This window comes from Terrimonas ferruginea DSM 30193, from assembly GCF_000425585.1.
In the GTDB taxonomy this organism is placed as follows: Bacteria; Bacteroidota; Bacteroidia; order Chitinophagales; family Chitinophagaceae; genus Terrimonas; species Terrimonas ferruginea.
Genome location: NZ_KE384399.1, coordinates 414,732 through 433,491 on the forward strand (window position 1 = coordinate 414,732; position 18,760 = coordinate 433,491).

Here is an 18,760-nt window from a genome sequence, read left to right on the forward strand (position 1 = left end):
CATGCGTCGATTCTGCGTCATCTGTTTTTTATGTGTAGTTGGTTTGTTTGCGCAAGCGCAAAAACTAAAACCTGCTATATTGAAACCTGCAGCGTTCCGCCATTACGTTGATTATTTCAACGGTATGGAAGACGAAAATATCCGTCAGGCTATCCCCAACGACAGTGCCTGGGACTGGATGCAGCAGAATATTCCATTGTTCGAATGTCCGCAACAGAACTTCGAAGAGATGTTCTATTACCGTTGGTGGACATTGCGCAAGCACATCAAAAAAACAGAACAGGGATATGTGTTCACCGAGTTTCTTGTACAGCGCAGCTATGCCGACAAATACAATATGATCAGCAGTGGTCTTGGTCATCACATATACGAAGCACGCTGGTTGCATGATCAGCAATACCTGAACGACTATATCCGCATCTGGTATCGCGGCAATAATGGTGGTCCGATGAAAAAATTGCGTTTTTACAGCAGTTGGAATATCGATGCTATTTACAACCGTTATAAAGTGAATGGTGACCGGGAAATATTGCTGGACTTATTGCCCGATCTGACGGCAGATTACAAGGCATGGGAACAGGAGCGCAGAGGTGCAGACGGACTTTTCTGGCAATACGATGTGCGTGATGCCATGGAGGAAACGATCAGCGGTGGCCGCAAGGAAAAAAATCCGCGCCCGTCCATCAACAGCTATATGTATGGGAATGCAAAAGCGCTATATGCAATAGCGAACCTTGCCTGGAAAGATGAAATGGCAAAATTATACAAGGCCAAAGCAGATACATTAAAGCAATTGGTACAGCAGAAGTTGTGGAGCAACGACGACGATTTTTTTGAAGTAAGAAAGGAAAAAGGCGATACGCTGGCCCGCGTGCGCGAAGCGATTGGGTTTGTTCCCTGGTATTTTAACCTGCCGGATGCAAAGTATAATGTAGCCTGGAAAGCGGCGCTCGATCCGAAACATTTCTGTGCGCCGTTTGGCTTAACAACTGCCGATCGCAGTCATCCGCAGTTCCGTACACACGGCTGCTGCAATTGCGAGTGGGACGGTGCGGTGTGGCCCTTCGCTACTTCGCAGACGTTGACCGGTATGGCCAACTTGCTGAACAACGGCAGACAGGACATTGTTTCTCATTCGGCTTATTTCGATTTGCTGGAAACCTATGTCGAATCGCAGTATTATCGCGGCCGCCCTTATATCGGAGAATACCTCGATGAAAAAACAGGTTACTGGCTCAAGGGCGATCAGGAACGCAGCCGCTACTATAATCATTCAACGTTCAATGATCTGATCATAACGGGCCTGGTCGGTCTTCGTCCCGTGGAGGGAAATACTTTTACAGTCAATCCCTTACTGCCTGCTGATAAATGGGATTGGTTCTGTCTTGATAATGTTTTATACCAGGGAAAAATCATTACGATACTTTGGGACAAGACTGGGAAACATTACAACAAAGGCAAAGGCCTGAGTGTATGGGTAAATGGAAAAAAACGACAGAGCCGCGACGAGCTCGGACCATTGACCGTATATGGTGGAAAATAAATGCGCATGAAATTGATTCGTTATATAATTGGATTGAGTTGTTTGCTTGCGGGTGTTTCTGCCACTGCACAGCAAACGGAAAGGCAATATTTGTCAGGTACGGGAAATGATCACACGGTTAATTGGGACTTCTTTGTAACGGGTGGAATGAATGCGGGTAAGTGGAGTACTATTCCCGTACCGTCCTGCTGGGAACTGCAAGGTTTTGGGAAATACGACTACGGTTTTGCCAAAGACAGCATCCGCGGAAAAGAAGAAGGCCGTTATCGTTATAAGTTCTCCATTCCGGCAGCCTGGAAAAATAAAAAACTATTCCTCGTATTCGAAGGCGTGATGACCGATGCCACGGTAAAGCTAAATGGTAAGTTAGCCGGACCAACGCACCAGGGCGCGTTCTATGCTTTTCGTTATGATGTCAGTTCACTGATAAAACCGGGAAAAGAAAACCTGCTCGAAGTCACGGTTGCCAAACATTCCGCCAATCAATCCGTAAATGAAGCCGAACGCAAAGCCGACTTCTGGATTTTCGGCGGCATCTTCCGTCCCGTTTATCTCGAAGCACATCCGCAACAATTCATCGATCATGTTGCCATCGATGCAAAGGCCGATGGTACCTTCACGGCTATAGCGGAAGTAGCGGGAAAAAGGTCAGGCAATCTGCAGGTACAATTATTTACATCTGCCAATCAAAAAATTGGAGAACCTTTTTCTGCTCCCGTAAACGATCGGGTCACCGGATTGAAAAGCCATATCGCCAACGTGTTGCAGTGGACGCCGGAAACGCCCAATCTCTACTATGCGGTAGTACAATGGTGGGATAAAAACAAACTCCTTCACGAAAAGAAAGTCCGTTTTGGTTTTCGTACCGTTGAGCTGAAACAGCGGGACGGTATTTATGTAAATGGTGTAAAAGTGAAAATGAAAGGAGTAAATCGGCATTCCTTCTGGCCCACCAGCGGGCGTACCACCAGCCGCGACATCAGCATCAAAGATGTGTTGCTGATGAAAGAGATGAACATGAATGCCGTTCGTATGGCGCACTATCCGCCCGACGATCATTTCCTCGAGGTCTGCGACTCCCTCGGCTTGTTTGTGATGGACGAGCTTGCAGGCTGGCACGGACACTACGATACACCGACCGGCACACGTTTGCTCGAACAAATGATCCGTCACGATGCAAATCATCCTTCCATTATTTTTTGGGCCAATGGCAATGAAGGCGGACACAATACCGAACTGGATAAATTCTTTACCCAATTTGATATTCAGCAACGTCCGGTTGTGCATCCCTGGCAGTTGTTCAACGGCATAGAAACACAGCATTATCGCGAATACAATTACGGTATCGGTAACTACGACAATGGCCGCGAGATTGTAATGCCTACCGAATTTTTGCACGGCATGTACGATGGCGGTCATGGCGCCGGTCTCGAAGATTACTGGAAAGCCATGTGGCAGAATCCGCTGTCGGCAGGTGGTTTCCTTTGGGATTTCGCCGATCAGGGCGTGGTGCGTAAGGATAAAAAAGACTCCATCGATACAGATAAGAACCGAGGGGCCGATGGCATCGTGGGGCCTTATCATGAAAAAGAAGGAAGTTTCTATACGATCAAAGAAGTATGGAGTCCGGTGTTTTTTGAACGAAAAGAAATCACACCGGCATTCGACGGAAAGCTGCGCATCGAGAACCGGTATCATTTTACCAATATTTCTCAATGCACTTTCTCCTGGAAGCTGCTGAAGCTTGCAAACGGAACTGCAGATTCCGGATCGGCCAAAGCTCCCTCACTCGCTCCGGGAGAAAAAGGATTTGTAGAACTGAACCTTCCTGCTGACTGGAGCGATAACGATGTATTGTATGTTACAGCCAACGACCCGTTTGGTCGCGAACTGTTTACCTGGAGTTTCCCCATCGTCCGACCGGCAACTGTATTGAATAGATTATGGAAAGCAGGCAATGCCACGCACCCCAGTGTTATCCAACAGGATTCGATTTACCTGGTAAATGCAAACGATCTGCAATTGCGTATACATCGTGATAAAGGCTTATTGATGGAAGTGAAGAACCAGGAAGGGATCATCCCTTTCAACAACGGCCCGGTGATCGAACAGGGAGTCAATAATTTTGGCACGATGAGTTTTGTGTATGACAATGATACGTTAGTCATCCGGTCATCTTACGACCGCAAACAACATTACAATACGCTGGAATGGAAAGTTTACCCGGACGGCATGGTTCGTCTCAGCGTCAGCTATTTCCCGGGAGAATATTTCACCTTATTTGCCGGAATCAATTTTAATTTTCCTGAATCACAAATACGCGGCATCGATTACATGGGCAGCGGTCCTTACCGCGTCTGGAAAAACCGGTTGAAAGGAAATCGCTTCGGCGTTTGGCACAAGGATTACAACGGTACGGAGACCGGCGAGAGCTGGGTCTATCCTGAGTTTAAAGGGTATCACGCCAACTTATATTGGTGTCGTTTCCTTACCAGCGGTCCCTCTTTTACGGTGCTCACCGACCAGGAAGATATTTTCTTTCGCTTATTCACTCCTGCGTTTAAAGATGATCAATGGCAGAACTACCAGATCATTTTCCCGAAGGGAGATATTTCTTTTCTGAATGGAATAGGAGCGATCGGTACCAAAACGCAACGTGCGGAAAATACAGGTCCTATGGGACGGAAGAATATTCTATATGACTATGAAAAAGATCCGACACGCGCGTTACATCTGAATCTATATTTTGATTTCCGGTCTTCACAGGTCCGGTAGTTATACTATTGTTGTATGAAGAAATTATTCATTCTTGGTTGCTGGATACTTACTACACTATTTGCTTCGGCACAAGTGCGTATCCATTCATTGCGATGTGAACAATTGTCGGATCCGGTAGGAATAGATGAGGTACAGCCACGCTTCTCCTGGAACCTTGAATCAGGGGCTAACAGCGTTGTACAACAAGGCTATCAGGTATTGGTGGCTTCTTCCCGCGCATTGCTGGATAAGAACCAGGGCGATATCTGGAATTCCGGAAAAGTACAAAGCCCGCATTCCATCCTCGTTCCCTATGCAGGCAAACCTTTGCAAAGCCGTCATGAATATTTCTGGAAAGTAAAAGCATTTACCAACAAAGGGGAGACTGCATGGAGCGAGCCCGCGAAATGGAGCATGGGCTTGTTACAAAAAACGGATTGGAAAGCCCGCTGGATCGGTTATGAAAAACCTTCGAAATGGGACAGCATCAGCCAGTGGTCGAGATTGTCTGCGCGGTATTTCAGAAAAACATTCAACAGCCCCCGTGCGGTTAAACGTGCCACGGCTTATATCAGCGGACTCGGGTTGTATGAGCTGTATATAAACCATCAACGTATCGGTGACCAGGTGCTGGCGCCTGTTCCAACGGATTACCGCAAGACAGTTTTGTACAACACTTATGATGTAACAGCACAAGTAAAGACGGGGCAGAATGTAGTAGGCGTGGTGCTTGGCAATGGACGGTTCTTTACCATGCGGCAAAATTACAAACCGCAAAAGATCAACAATTTTGGCTATCCAAGATTGTTACTTCAACTCGAAATTGAATACACGGACGGGAAAAGGGAAACGATCGTAACCGATCCCTCCTGGAAAATACAAACCGATGGTCCGATACGTACCAATAACGAATACGATGGGGAAGAGTACGATGCGACCAGCGAGCTTACGGGCTGGCTTACTCCGGCTTATGCCGGCAAGGGTTGGATGAATGCAGAACCCGTTCCTGCTCCCCAGGGAAAACTTCGCGCACAGATGGCGCCGCCAATGCGCGTGATGCAAACCATCAAACCGGTGTCGCTGAAACAACTGAAACCGGGTACGTACATCATGGACATGGGCCAGAATTTCTCCGGATGGGTGAAGATGCAGGTTTCGGGAAAAAGAGGTCAGACCGTTCAATTACGTTTTGCTGAAAGCCTGCAACCTTCAGGCGAACTATATGTCGCCAACCTGCGCGATGCACGCGTTACCGACAAGTATACCCTGAAAGGCGAAGGCAAAGAAACCTGGGAGCCCTGTTTTGTTTACCATGGTTTCCGTTATGTAGAGATCACCGGGTTTCCGGGTGAACCTAAGCTGACCGATTTCGAAGGAAAATTTGTGTATGATGACATGCAGAACACCGGACGTTTTGTGTCGTCTGATACGATCATGAATAAATTGTTCCGTAATGCGTGGTGGGGGATAGCTTCTAACTATAAAGGAATGCCGGTCGATTGTCCGCAACGAAACGAACGGCAACCATGGCTTGGGGACCGCGCCACCGGGTCATTAGGCGAAAGTTTTTTGTTTGACAATGCTTCGCTCTATGCCAAATGGATGCAGGACATCGAAGATGCGCAAACTGCCGAAGGCGCCATTCCGGATGTAGCTCCCGCTTTCTGGAACTATTACAGCGATAACGTCACCTGGCCGGGTACGTATCTCATGACTGCGCGTATGTTGTATCGCCAGTTCGGTGACAGCAGAAGCATTACGCGGCATTACTCTTCCATGAAAAAATGGATGGATTACATGAAAGGCCGTTACCTGAAAGATGATCTTATCACAAAAGATAAATACGGCGATTGGTGCGTGCCGCCCGAATCACTCGAACTCATCCGCTCGCGCGACAGCATGCGCAATACCGATGGACAACTGATCGCTTCGGCTTACTATTACCTGTTACTAGGCTACATGCAGGAATTCGCGGAGGTGTCCGGCAATCAGAAAGATGTTTCCGCCTATCGGGAGTTGGCAGACCGCATTCGCCAGGCTTTCAATAAAAAATACCTCAACCGCCAGAAAAATTATTACGCCAATAATACGGTCACGGCGAACCTGCTGCCTCTGTATTTTGACATGGTGCCGGATTCTTTAAGGGAGACTGTCTTCAATAATATTTATAATAAAATAAAAATTGACAACCACATGCACATCAGTACCGGCGTGATCGGTACGCAGTGGCTGATGCGTTGTTTGACGGAGTTTCAGCGTTCGGATATTGCCTTTACGCTTGCCTCCAATAAAACTTATCCAAGCTGGGGTTACATGACGGAGAACGGCGCCACTACAATCTGGGAGTTGTGGAACGGCAACACCGCCAATCCGCAAATGAATTCGCAGAACCACGTGATGTTACTCGGCGACCTGCTCGTGTGGTATTACGAACATGCCGCGGGTATTAAGCAGGCACCGGGATCAACGGCATTCCGTCAACTGGAAATGAAACCGGAGTTGATAGACGGCCTCGATTCCGTTTATGCCAGCTATCGCACACCTTACGGCATGGTCAACAGCCATTGGAAAAATGAGAACGATCAGTTCACCTGGCTGATCAGGATTCCGGCCAATACGACCGCACGCATCTGGCTGCCGGCTGTATCAACAGAAGGCATCACCATCAATGGAAATCCTTTAAGCGAAATAAAAGAAGTGAAGTTGGAAAAAACCGATGGCCGTTACCTGGTATTTGCCATCGGATCCGGGACCTATTCGTTTGTTGCACCGAAATCTTTCCGCAAAGGAATCATCAAAGATGAGTTCATTTTTGATCGCGCTTCTTTCCCGGAAAGTCATGCCGCTACCATTGCCGAGACGCCGGAGGGATTGATCGCTTCCTGGTTTGGCGGTACCAAGGAAGGAAACAAAGATGTGTGTATCTGGGTCAGTCATTTAAAAAACGATAAATGGTCGGAACCACAGAAAGTAGCGGATGGCATTCTCAATGATACAACCCGCTATGCCTGTTACAACCCGGTATTATACCAGGTGCCCGGCGGCGACTTGCTGCTTTTTTATAAAATCGGTCCCAATGTAGCCGGATGGACAGGCTGGATGATCCGGTCATCAGACAACGGTCATACCTGGAGCAAACGTGAAGCGTTACCTGAAGGTTATTTAGGTCCGATCAAAAACAAACCGGTAATGGTCGGCAACCAGCTCGTTTGCCCGAGCAGCACGGAGAAAGGCGGATGGCGTGCGCACCTGGAAATGACGTCCGACCAGGGGCGTACCTGGACTAAAACCGGCCCGCTTAACGATGGCACCATTTTCAGCGCCATTCAACCTTCCATTCTTTTTTATAAAGATGGCAGTATACAGATTCTTTGCCGCAGCAAAAACCGTACGCTCAATGAATCGTGGAGCAAAGATGGCGGCAAGACATGGAGCGCCATGCAGGCTTCGCCTTTACCCAACAACAACTCAGGCACGGATGCCGTTACCCTGCAGGACGGCCGTCAGTTGCTGGTATATAATCATGTGAAACCTGCCCCGGAATTAAAAAATGGGAAAGGCCCGCGCACGCCGCTCAATGTAGCCGTAACGGTCGACGGCAAACAATGGATGGCGGCGCTTGTGTTGGAAGATTCACCGGTGAGTCAATATTCTTACCCTTCGGTTATACAGGGGAAAGATGGGATGGTGCACATTGTATATACATGGAGAAGAGAGCGTATAAAGTATGTGAAGGTGGATCCATCGCAATTGCAACTGATGCCGATTGCAAATGAGCAATGGCCCGGCGCCAAAGTGGGCGGCGCGCAGCTCAGCCAGGACGATTAACGGTTTCGCAAACCTTAAGCTTATGCCATGAACGATTTGCCATTGATCGACATCGCTGTCATTGTAGTTTACCTGGCAGCTATGATTTTTATCGGGTTTTATTTTTCACGCCGCAACAAAAATCCCGAACAGTTTACTATCGCCTCCGGCAAAATACCGGGTTGGGCGATCGGTCTTTCCATTTATGCAACTTTTCTCAGCAGCAATACTTTTTTAGGCGTACCGGGCAAAGCCTTTGGCTCCAACTGGAATGCTTTTGTGTTTAGTCTTTCTATGCCGTTGGCTGCATGGATCGCTGCCAAATATTTTGTTCCTTTTTATCGCAGGACCGGCGGTGTATCGGCCTACACCAATCTCGAACAACGATTTGGCCCGTGGGCACGAACCTATGCGGTCATCTGTTTTTTATTGACCCAGTTTGCGCGCATCGGTTCCATCTTTTTCGGTATGGCTTTGAGTCTGCAGGCGCTGACGGGTTTTTCCATGCACATGATCATGGTGGTGATGGGCATTTGCATTATTCTCTATACGGTATTGGGCGGCATCGAAGCTGTTATCTGGACGGAAGTGGTGCAAGGGGTGATCAAAACACTTGGTGCCATTCTTATATTGGTGCTCATCATCCGGGAAATACCGGGCGGTATTTTAAAGGTAGCAGACATCGCGGCGGCGGATAACAAATTCAGTTTGGGAAGTGCATCATTTGATTTCACCACCTCTACCTTCTGGATGGTGCTGTTGTACGGGTTCTTTATCAACCTGAATAATTTCGGGATGGATCAGAATTATGTACAACGTTATCATACGGCGAGTTCGCCAAAACAGGCGGCACGTTCGGTGTGGCTTTGTGTTTGGATGTACGTACCCGCTTCTTTGCTGTTTTTTGTAATCGGAACAGCGCTGTATGCCTATTACCAGGTGTCTCCTGAACTGATCGAACCGGTGCGATTACAGGTTGCGGCCGAGCGGCTGGGGACAGGAGCCACACCTGAACAGATACAGCAACTCGCCGCCTCTTTGAAGCCCGGTGATTTCGGCGATAAAGTTTTACCGCATTTCATGGTCACGAAAGTGCCGGCCGGTTTGGTTGGGCTGATCGTATCAGCGATTCTCTCTGCCGCCATGAGTACAATCAGTTCGGGCATGAATGCCTCGGCGACGGTGTTTACCGTTGATATCGTTAAAAAATATTTCCGTCCCGATCTGGATGACAAACGTTACCTGCGCGTGTTGCACATTGCAACCGTCGTTTTCGGTATTACCGGCTTGTGTACCGGCCTTGCCATGATCGGCTCCAAAAGCATCCTGGATATTTGGTGGGAACTCTCAGGCATTTTTGCGGGAGGCATGCTCGGACTGTTTTTATTGGGATTAATCAGCCGTCAAACCCGTAACCGTGAAGCTTTTACGGCGGTGCTCATAGGCATCGCGGTCATTTTATGGATGACTTTTTCCGACCGCCTCTCCGGCAATTACGCCTTCCTCCGGAGCCCGCTGCATAAGAATATGATCATCGTGGTGGGCACGCTTACCATCTTTTTGACCGGAATGCTGCTGACCCGGATCCGGCAAGCACAGAGCAGGATTGTTGAGTGATATTTTGATAATAGGTTTGAGAAATCCGGACGATTATGCCATACAAAATCTATCGCGCTGACGGTCACATTTTAATTGAAGACGGGGAGCAACTGTATGTTTCTCCGCAAAATGACTGGGATGTTTTCATCAACAGGGATGACCTGCATGCGCAAATAAGCCGCGAATTACCAACGCTTTTGCCTGCTGCCAACCCTGACTGGTCATCCTTGCAGGCACCTATCGGTACACAGGAAGTGTGGGCCGCCGGTGTCACTTATCTCCGAAGCAAGAATGCGCGAATGGAAGAAAGCAAAGAAAGTGGCGGGGCTGACTTCTATGACAAAGTCTACGAAGCCGAACGTCCGGAGCTCTTTTTCAAATCCGTCGCTTCACGGGTGATCGCTTCCAATGGTTATGTACGAATAAGAAAGGACAGCAAATGGAACGTTCCCGAGCCTGAATTAACGCTCGTAATTACTTCTTCAGGAACTATCGTTGGTTACACGATTGGCAATGACATGAGCAGCCGTAGTATTGAGGGAGAGAATCCACTCTATCTGCCGCAGGCAAAAGTATACGATGGCAGCGCGGCCATCGGCCCTTGTGTGTTGGTGACGCCCGACCCACCGTCGATGCAAACGACAATCGCCATGCGGATATTCAGAAAAAGACAATTGGTTTTTGAAGGAGCAACGACCACCGGGCAAATGAAACGCCGTTATACCGAACTCGTGGAGTTCCTGTATCGTGAACTTGGTTTTCCGGCAGGTGCATACCTGATGACAGGAACTTGTGTGGTGCCCGATGCTGATTTTACATTAATGTCCGGGGATGAGATCCGGATTACCATTGAAGGAATAGGAGAACTGGTGAACAATGTTGCCTGAGCAATACATAAAACAACGACAATGAGTGATGTTAAAAAATTTGTCCCGGTGATGATCACGCCTTTCGATAGCAAAGGCCGGATCGATATGGACGCAGTATTTTCATTGGTCGATTTCTACCTCAACGCCGGCGTCAAAGGACTTTTTGCCAACTGCCTCAGCAGTGAGATGTTCAGCCTGACAGAGGACGAACGCCTCGAACTCACCCGCCGCATCGTTCAATATGTAGACGGGCGTGTGCCGGTAGTAGCGACGGGCTCCTTCGGACAAACGATCGACGACAAAGCCCGGTTTACACGACAGATTTATGATACAGGTGTGAATGCCGTGATCATGATCACGGCACATTTCGCGAATATTGATGAGTCGGATACAACCTTGCTTGGAAACTTTTTCAAGCTCTTGCAGTTGACGGAAGACATACCGCTTGGTCTGTATGAATGTCCGGCGCCCTATAAAAGAATTTTAGGGCCGGACGTGTTCCGGCAGTTGATCGATACAGGCCGTTTTATTTACCACAAAGACACGTCCATAAAAAAAGAATGGGTAGAAGAAAAACTGGCGATCTGCCGTGAACAACAGGTGCTGGAGTTTTACGATGCCCATACACCCAATACACTTACGTCGTTGCGGAGCGGCGCGCGTGGCATGTCGTCCATCTCCGGAAATTTCTATCCCGAGTTGATGGTATGGTTATGCGATCATGCAGCTGATCCGGCTTATCAGGCTGAAGCTGCCTGGCTGCAAGCCGAATTGACGGCCGCCGATCCTTTGATACACGAAGCGTACCCACTAAGTGCGAAATATTTTTTGCAGAAAAGGGGATTGCCGTTGCAACAAAGCAGCCGTACGCAAGTAGTGCAGCTTACGCCTTTACAACAACAGCAGCTTGACGAACTGATAAATAAATTCTATTCCTGGTGCGAGCGGCTGGACATCAGGCCGGTAACTGTTTCCGAACCCTTGCTGGTTAAATAACTATTCATGCAATCCACACTTCAGCTATTTTTCCCTGGTAAATTAATTATTGGCAATGGTTGTTTACGGCAATTGCAGGAAGAGATGATTGATAAAAATTATCGTCGCGTATTCCTGATGACCATTGAACCGCTGAAAGCTGCGCTGGCCGAAATGTTGGAGGCCTGGCAGCGAAAAGGCCTCGGTGTTGAAATCTATACGGCCATTGTACAGGAGCCTTCCTTCGCAGATTTTGCCACCGTAATGAAAACGGCAACGCCCTTCGATCCGGATGTGGTAATCGGTATTGGCGGCGGCAGTGTGCTGGACGTAGCGAAGCTGGTGGCAGCGCAATTACACAATGAGCAGACATTGTCCGGGTATGTCGGCATTGGTTTACTAAAAGGACGTAAAGTGCCTTTGATCTGTGCGCCTGCAACAGCGGGCACCGGCAGCGAAGTGTCGCCCAATGCCATCCTGGTTGATCCGGATAACCAGAAAAAGGGAATCATCAGCCCCTGGCTGGTGCCCGATCAGGTTTATGTCGATCCTTTACTCACGATCAGCGTTCCGCCGGCTATTACTGCAGCAACCGGCATTGATGCCCTGACGCATTGCCTGGAAGCGTATACCAATAAGTTCGCCCAACCTTTTATCGACATGTTTGCGGCGGAAGGTATGCGCCGTATTTCGGCGAATATTGTCAAAGCTGTTCAGCAGGGCAACGATGTGTATGCGCGCGAGCAGGTAGCAATGGGAAGTTTGCTCGGCGGTTTTTGCCTTGGGCCGGTGAACACGGCCGGTGTACATGCCTTATCGTATCCGCTTGGCAGCAAGTTTCATTTGCCGCACGGATTATCCAATGCCCTGTTGTTGCCATACGTTATGGAATACAATATTCCCGCTGCAGTGGATCGCTATGCCGATGTTGCAATAGCATTGGGATGTGAGCGTCAGTCATCGGTGGAACAAACGGCAAAAGCCGGCGTGACCCGCATCAGGGAACTGATCCGTGACTGCGGCCTGCCGGCAACACTCGCAGACGTTAACGTACCCGAAGAAGCTATTCCCGCCATGGCGGCAGAAGCCATCACTATACAACGTCTACTTAAAAACAATCCGCGTACCATCGGTGAAGCTGATGCGATCGCGATATACAAGGCCGCTTTTCACGCATGAAAAAAAATAAAAAATATAGCGGGATCGTCATTCCCGCAGTAACGCCGCTTACCACTTCATTGGAATTGGATATTGCTGGTGTTGGTAAACTGATGCAGCATTTTGCAGACGCCGGGGTACATCCCTTTATCGCAGGCACAACCGGTGAATCAACCTCACTTTCCGCATCTCTGCGAAAAAAATACGCGGAAACGGCAGGGCAACTTAAAACACCGGGTACGCAACTCTATGTGGGCATCTCTTCGCTGGTATTCCAGGAAGCTGTTGATCTCGCCAATCACGCTTTTGATCATGGTGCAGATGTGGCGGTGGCTACATTGCCTTCTTATTATGCATTGACTGAATCCGGAATGCTTCATTATTTTGAATGCCTGGCAGATGCAGCAAGAGGACCGCTGATGATCTATAATATTCCGGCCACCACTCATATGTCCATTCCACTGGAACTGATAGAAAAATTAAGTCATCACGAAAAAATAGTAGGGTTAAAAGATTCGGAAAGAAGTGACGAGCGCTTACAAGAATCATTGCAACGCTGGTCGGCCCGCGATGATTTCAGCCACTTGCTGGGCTGGGCAGCACGATCCGTTGTTGCATTGAAGCAGGGTGGTGATGGCCTTGTTCCAAGCACCGGCAATCTTCATCCGGCATTGTATGCACAATTGGTAAAAGCGGTCGAAGAAAACCGCGATGCGGATGCTGAATTCTGGCAGAAGGGGTCGGATGAACTCGGCAATCTGTACCAGGCAGGCCGTACACTCGGGCAATCGCTAGGCGCGCTAAAACTATTGCTGGAACTGGAACATATCTGCGGTGCAACGGTAATGCCGCCATTGCAAAATGTGCCGGAAGAGGAAAAACCTGCTTTAGTGGAAGCATGGCAGGTATTAAAAGAAACGTACGCAACAAAATAATTAAAGAGCATGAATAATAAACCTGTTATAGCGATCACCATGGGAGATCCCGCGAGTATTGGTCCTGAGATCGCATTGAAAGCATTGATGAACGATTCGATTTATGAAAGATGCCGTCCGCTGATCGTCGGTGACGCCGGCGTGTTTCATGCTATACGCGAAAGACTGAATATTCCGTTAAAAGTAAAGACCATTGCTTCCGTAAGCGAGGCCGTGTTTCAGCAGGGCACGGTTGAAGTGCTTGATCTTAAAAATGTGAACCCCGAAGAATTAAAGTTTGGCGAGGTGAGCGCGATGGCCGGCAATGCCAGTTTCGAAGCAGTGAAAAAAGTGATCGAGTTGGCATTGGCAGGAGAAGTAGACGCCACCGTCACCGGACCGATCAATAAAAAATCGATCAACGAAGCCGGGCATCATTTTGCGGGACACACGGAGATTTATGCGCACTATACCGGCACAAGTAAGTATGCGATGCTGCTGGTAGAAGACAAGATGAAAGTGATTCACGTGAGCACACACGTTTCCCTGCGCCAGGCCTGCGATTTGGTAAAGAAAGAACGCATTCTCCAGGTAACGGAGTTGTTGCATAACGGCATGAAACAATTGGGAGAAACCAATCTCCGCATCGGCATTGCCGGATTGAATCCACATGCAGGCGACAGCGGATTGTTTGGTACGGAAGACGATGAAGAAATTTTGCCCGCCGTACTCGAAGCGCGTGAATTGGGATATGAGGTGGAAGGTCCCGTTCCCCCCGATACGCTGTTTGCCAAAGCAGCTACTGGTTACTACGGTGGCGTAGTAGCCATGTACCACGACCAGGGACATATTCCATTCAAACTCGCAGGCTTCAAATGGAACGCTGAGAAAAACCGCATGGACAGTGTGAAAGGCGTGAACATTACAATGGGACTGCCGATTATCCGGACTTCTGTTGACCATGGCACGGCATTCGAAATTGCAGGAAAGGGTATTGCCAGCCCTGACGCCATGGTGCTGGCGATTGAAAGTGCCGTTCAGTTGAGCGTATATAAAACAAATAACGCATGATCGCGGTCATTGCAGATGACCTCACAGGTGCGGCTGAAATGGCCGGTATCGGTCATCGCTTTGGCCTTACCACGATATTGACGCGGGGAAATGACATTGCTCCGGATGCCGGTCTCTGGGTGGCATGTACGGATAGCCGTTCATTGCCGGAAGCGGAAGCGCGTTTACGTACACGAACGATTGCGGAAAATGTACTCGCCGCAAAACCGGACTGGCTTTTTCAAAAAACAGACTCGGTGCTGCGGGGACATGTGTTGATGGAATTGCGCATGCTGATGGAAATGACCGGAAGCAAGCAAGCCATCCTGTCACCCGCCAATCCGTCGTTGGGGCGTACGATCCGCAACGGCAATTATTTTATAAATGATATTCCCGTTCACGAAGCGGGTTTTGCTGCCGATCCTGAATTTCCGGTAACAAGTGCGGACGTTCTTTCCATGTTGCGCGCAAAACCGGAAGAGATGAACGGCATAACAATAGCAGAAACCGGTACCATTTACGATGTGGCACAGATGGCGCAGCGGATAAATGCGGGTACGCTACCGGCTGGCAGCAGTGATTTCTTTAAGGCATTGCTGTCAAAACAATACCGGGAGCGTTTGCAACGGGAACAGGAGTGGGGTAGCCCCTTGTTACTGATCAGCGGTACCCGCTATCCCGAGCGCAGAAAAGAATGGAAGCAATGGAATGTGGAGGTAGGTGAAATTTCGTTGAATGCGGACGATACAAAGCTTTCGCTAACGGCCGAAAAAATGATCATTGCTTTTGAAGAAGGCAACACAACGCGAACGGCGGCAGCATTGCGAAAATACATGGCGGCAAAGGTAGCCATGTTGGTGGCTGCACTGCCACAACCTGAATTGATGATTGAAGGTGGGGCGACAGCCGCCGCTATTCTCGATGAACTGAACGAAACGAAATTGGTACCAATCCAGGAGTTGGCGCAGGGTGTGGTGCGCCTTCGTGGTCGCAATGCCTGTTTTACTTTGAAACCTGGTAGTTATGCCTGGCCGCAAACGGTGAAAGCAAGATTGCTATAAATTTTTTATCAACGATCGCCCATATGAATCAATTGCATTTTATCGATTACGTCATCATCCTTTTGGTATTGGGCGTTACCCTTTATCTTGGTTTTCGTTTTTCCGGGCGGCAACGCACTACCGAAAACTTTTTTCTTTCCAAAGGCAATTTTCCTTCCTGGGCCCTGGGTTTGTCATTGCTCTCCACGCTGATCAGCAGCGTTACTTTTCTCGGTTATCCCGCGCAAGGGTTCACCAGCAACTGGATATTACTGGTACAGGGGTTGATGGTGCCGGTGGTACTGTTGGGCACTATCTGGTTCATCGTTCCGTTGTATCGTCGGGTAATCGGACTGAGTACCTATGAATATTTTGAACGTCGCTTTGGTGTATTGGCGCGTTATTATAGCTCATCGTCTTTTATTCTCCGACAGTTCGCGGGCATGGGCACGGTGTTATTCCTGATTGCCGTAGCTATTCGCGAACTTACCGGTATCGATGCTTATATTATTTTGATCGTAGTAAGCGCGATACTGGTTGTTATCAACCTCAAGGGTGGTATTCAGGCAGTGATCTGGCTCGATGTGTTCCAGGGATTCATGTTGTTTGCCAGCGGTGTTATTTGTCTCGGCATTTTATTATTTTCTATCAAAGGCGGCGTGCCCGAAGCATGGCGTGTTGCCAGTGCAGGAGGCCGGACGGGTTTCGGACCTTACAGCACTGACCTTACACAACTCACCTTGTTTGTGATGGTAGTGAATGGTGCTTTTTATGCGATCCAGAAATACGGAACGGACCAGACCGTAGTGCAACGTTATCTTACTGCGCGCACGGACAAATCGGCTATCCGCGCTTCACTGATGGGTATTACGCTCACCATTCCGATCTGGACGATGTTTATGTTCATCGGCACGGCGTTGTACGTTTTTTATCAGCAGCAGGGGATGCCTGAAGGGATGAAAGCGGAGGCGGCGTTCCCGCATTTTATGATGACGCAATTACCGACAGGCGTCGTTGGTTTCATTGTAGCCGCATTGATCTCGGCCGCGATTTGCAGTCTGAGCGCCGACCTGAACTCGATGGCGGCGGTAGGTGTGGAAGACTATTACAAGAAAATAAAACGTAACCGTCCCGATGGCGAATACCTCAAAGCGAGTAAAATAATGGTGGTGGCAGCGGGTGCCATATCTGCTTTGATCGGTGCCTTGTACGTTCGTGCAGGCAACGAAGGTGTGCTGGGTGTCGTCTTCACCCTGTATGCAATTTTCTCGGGTGGCATCGTCGGGATCTTTCTGTTGGGCTTTTTATCGTCACGTGCCAACCGTCAGGGTGTGAACATCGGTATCATCGTTTGTATCTTGTTTACTGCCTATGCGGTATTGACTTCTACGCCCGTGGGCGTACACGAAAAAAAGGTGTTGCTTGATCTCGGACCGTATAACTTTACACATCACAAACTGATGTTGGGCGTATACAGTCACCTGATCGTGATCATTGTCGGATATGTAGCCAGTCTTTTCTTTCCCAAACCTGTGCTGGATCCGGCGTTGCTCTACAGCCGTCATCGTAAAAAAAACGTTGAAGAAAGATGAAGTGCTATAAAAAAATAATTCAGCTGGTTGCAATCATGTTGTGTAGTTGCCTGATGATCTTGCAGGCCGGTGCACAGCAGAACTCAGACGAAGCTTATCGCCGTCCGTTGCGCGAAGTGCTCGATAGCATTCAGGCACGCTTCGGGGTCACCATCAGGTATCCCGATTCGATGGTGAACAACAAATGGGTCAGTTATGCAGACTGGCGTTTCCGTCCCGGATTTGAGGAGACGGCAGATAATATTTTGAAACCGCTCGATCTCAAATTGAAGAAAGACAAAGAGCGTGTTTATAAGCTGAGTGCATATGAATATTACCGCTGGACACCGGAGGAAGGCTGGGCCGAACTCGATCGCATTGCAGCATTGTATAATGATAAAAAATCCTGGGAAGCGCGCAAAGCCGCCTTGCGTCCTTGTTTGCTGGATGCGTTGCAGTTAAACCCGATGCCGGCCTCTCCCGGAAGCAAGCCCATCATCACTGCGGAACGGAAATACAAAGATTATACGGTACAGAATATTGCCCTCGAAATATTCCCGGGTGTATACGTCAGCGGATCCTTGTACCGGCCTTTGCGCGCTAAAGGAAAAATTCCGGTGATCCTGAATCCGGACGGGCACTGGCCGAAACAACGTTACCGCGCAGATTGTCAATACCGTTGTGCCATGCTGGCGCGCATGGGTGCGATGACGTTCAGCTATGATCTTTTTGCCTGGGGAGAATCGTTGTTGCAATTCAACATAGATGATCACCGGCGAAGTCTTTCCATGACGATGCAGGTGCTGGCCACGCTGCGCATCATGGATTATTTGCTGGCACGTGCCGATGCCGATACCAACCGCGTGGCCATAACCGGTGGTTCGGGTGCGGGTTCTCACACTGTATTACTGACCGCGATCGACGATCGCATTAAAGTGAGTGCGCCGGTCGTTTCCCTTTCTTCTTATTTCTACGGCGGTTGCCCTTGTGAAAGTGGTATGCCCATTCATGCATGTGGTGGCCGCACAGATAATATGGAAATAGCTGCCATGGCGGCTCCGCGTCCCCAGTTGGTAGTCAGCGATGGCCGCGACTGGACAGACAGGATGCCTGAACACGATTTTCCTTACCTGAAAAAAATGTACGGCTATTATGGTGTGGCGGAGAAAGTGGAGAATGTGCATCTGCCCGACGAAGGGCATGATTTCGGCATTAATAAAAGAAAAGCGGTGTATGATTTCCTGCAACGTCAATTAAACCTTAAGCCTTTTCCGAAGCTCACCGATGGACAACCCGATGAATCAGGTGTGGTGATCGAAGAAGAAAAGCTATTGTATGTTTTTGGTGATAAAGGGGAGCGATTACCCGCGAATGCGGTTCATGGTTTTGCGGAGCTGGAAATGCGATGGAGAAAAGTTATAAGTATTAAGTTATAAGTTTTAGGTAAACATCCACCATTCACTATTGACCATTTGGC

Annotated in this window: 12 protein-coding genes; all 12 read left to right on the forward strand. The window is 48.8% G+C overall.

The window, feature by feature from the left end; genetic code table 11:
• The first annotated feature begins 1 nt into the window (after window position 1).
• Genes H608_RS22685 through H608_RS0116370 form a run of 12 tightly spaced genes read left to right on the forward strand, consistent with a single transcriptional unit; the run spans window position 2 to window position 18,719 of the window.
• Complete coding sequence (locus tag H608_RS22685) at window positions 2-1,543, forward strand: MGH1-like glycoside hydrolase domain-containing protein (protein ID WP_038008719.1); 1,542 nt, start codon at window positions 2-4, stop codon at window positions 1,541-1,543.
• Between the two features lie 6 nt (window positions 1,544-1,549).
• The gene (locus H608_RS0116320) at window positions 1,550-4,318 is read left to right on the forward strand and encodes a glycoside hydrolase family 2 (RefSeq protein ID WP_051268396.1); all 2,769 of its coding nucleotides are present in this window, start codon (window positions 1,550-1,552) and stop codon (window positions 4,316-4,318) included.
• Between the two features lie 15 nt (window positions 4,319-4,333).
• Window positions 4,334-8,128, forward strand: a complete 3,795-nt coding sequence (locus H608_RS22690; protein WP_051268387.1) for a family 78 glycoside hydrolase catalytic domain — start codon at window positions 4,334-4,336, stop codon at window positions 8,126-8,128.
• Window positions 8,129-8,155: 27 nt separating this feature from the next.
• Window positions 8,156-9,724 (forward strand): sodium:solute symporter family protein, encoded by a 1,569-nt coding sequence (locus H608_RS0116330; RefSeq protein ID WP_028788619.1) that lies wholly within the window; start codon window positions 8,156-8,158, stop codon window positions 9,722-9,724.
• 35 nt (window positions 9,725-9,759) lie between these two features.
• On the forward strand, window positions 9,760-10,593 hold the full coding sequence (locus H608_RS0116335; RefSeq protein WP_038008721.1) for a fumarylacetoacetate hydrolase family protein: 834 nt from the start codon (window positions 9,760-9,762) through the stop codon (window positions 10,591-10,593).
• Window positions 10,594-10,614: 21 nt separating this feature from the next.
• Window positions 10,615-11,571, forward strand: a complete 957-nt coding sequence (locus tag H608_RS0116340; RefSeq protein ID WP_028788621.1) for a dihydrodipicolinate synthase family protein — start codon at window positions 10,615-10,617, stop codon at window positions 11,569-11,571.
• Window positions 11,572-11,577: 6 nt separating this feature from the next.
• The gene (locus H608_RS0116345) at window positions 11,578-12,729 is read left to right on the forward strand and encodes an iron-containing alcohol dehydrogenase (protein ID WP_028788622.1); all 1,152 of its coding nucleotides are present in this window, start codon (window positions 11,578-11,580) and stop codon (window positions 12,727-12,729) included.
• Complete coding sequence (locus H608_RS0116350) at window positions 12,726-13,643, forward strand: dihydrodipicolinate synthase family protein (protein ID WP_028788623.1); 918 nt, start codon at window positions 12,726-12,728, stop codon at window positions 13,641-13,643. The genes H608_RS0116345 and H608_RS0116350 overlap by 4 nt, the downstream gene beginning before the upstream one ends.
• Window positions 13,644-13,652: 9 nt before the next feature.
• Window positions 13,653-14,693 carry a 4-hydroxythreonine-4-phosphate dehydrogenase PdxA gene (gene pdxA, locus H608_RS0116355; protein ID WP_028788624.1) on the forward strand — a complete coding sequence of 347 codons (1,041 nt, stop codon included), beginning with the start codon at window positions 13,653-13,655 and terminating at the stop codon, window positions 14,691-14,693.
• A complete protein-coding gene (locus H608_RS0116360) occupies window positions 14,690-15,733 on the forward strand; it encodes a four-carbon acid sugar kinase family protein (RefSeq protein ID WP_028788625.1) in 1,044 nt (347 codons plus the stop codon). Before pdxA ends, H608_RS0116360 begins: the two co-directional genes overlap by 4 nt.
• Before the next feature lie 23 nt (window positions 15,734-15,756).
• Window positions 15,757-17,304 carry a sodium:solute symporter family protein gene (locus H608_RS0116365; protein WP_028788626.1) on the forward strand — a complete coding sequence of 516 codons (1,548 nt, stop codon included), beginning with the start codon at window positions 15,757-15,759 and terminating at the stop codon, window positions 17,302-17,304.
• A complete protein-coding gene (locus H608_RS0116370) occupies window positions 17,301-18,719 on the forward strand; it encodes an alpha/beta hydrolase family protein (protein WP_245565769.1) in 1,419 nt (472 codons plus the stop codon). The genes H608_RS0116365 and H608_RS0116370 overlap by 4 nt, the downstream gene beginning before the upstream one ends.
• Window positions 18,720-18,760: the final 41 nt, after the last annotated feature.

What these genes read in the sequence shown, in the direction of transcription:
- H608_RS0116350 (WP_028788623.1), top strand. Translation starts at nt 12,726, where the DNA reads ATGAAAAAAAATAAAAAATATAGCGGGATCGTCATTCCCGCAGTAACG.
- H608_RS0116340 (WP_028788621.1), top strand. Translation starts at nt 10,615, where the DNA reads ATGAGTGATGTTAAAAAATTTGTCCCGGTGATGATCACGCCTTTCGAT.
- H608_RS22685 (WP_038008719.1), top strand. Translation starts at nt 2, where the DNA reads ATGCGTCGATTCTGCGTCATCTGTTTTTTATGTGTAGTTGGTTTGTTT.
- H608_RS22690 (WP_051268387.1), top strand. Translation starts at nt 4,334, where the DNA reads ATGAAGAAATTATTCATTCTTGGTTGCTGGATACTTACTACACTATTT.
- H608_RS0116345 (WP_028788622.1), top strand. Translation starts at nt 11,578, where the DNA reads ATGCAATCCACACTTCAGCTATTTTTCCCTGGTAAATTAATTATTGGC.
- H608_RS0116320 (WP_051268396.1), top strand. Translation starts at nt 1,550, where the DNA reads ATGAAATTGATTCGTTATATAATTGGATTGAGTTGTTTGCTTGCGGGT.
- H608_RS0116370 (WP_245565769.1), top strand. Translation starts at nt 17,301, where the DNA reads ATGAAGTGCTATAAAAAAATAATTCAGCTGGTTGCAATCATGTTGTGT.
- pdxA (WP_028788624.1), top strand. Translation starts at nt 13,653, where the DNA reads ATGAATAATAAACCTGTTATAGCGATCACCATGGGAGATCCCGCGAGT.
- H608_RS0116335 (WP_038008721.1), top strand. Translation starts at nt 9,760, where the DNA reads ATGCCATACAAAATCTATCGCGCTGACGGTCACATTTTAATTGAAGAC.
- H608_RS0116330 (WP_028788619.1), top strand. Translation starts at nt 8,156, where the DNA reads ATGAACGATTTGCCATTGATCGACATCGCTGTCATTGTAGTTTACCTG.
- H608_RS0116365 (WP_028788626.1), top strand. Translation starts at nt 15,757, where the DNA reads ATGAATCAATTGCATTTTATCGATTACGTCATCATCCTTTTGGTATTG.
- H608_RS0116360 (WP_028788625.1), top strand. Translation starts at nt 14,690, where the DNA reads ATGATCGCGGTCATTGCAGATGACCTCACAGGTGCGGCTGAAATGGCC.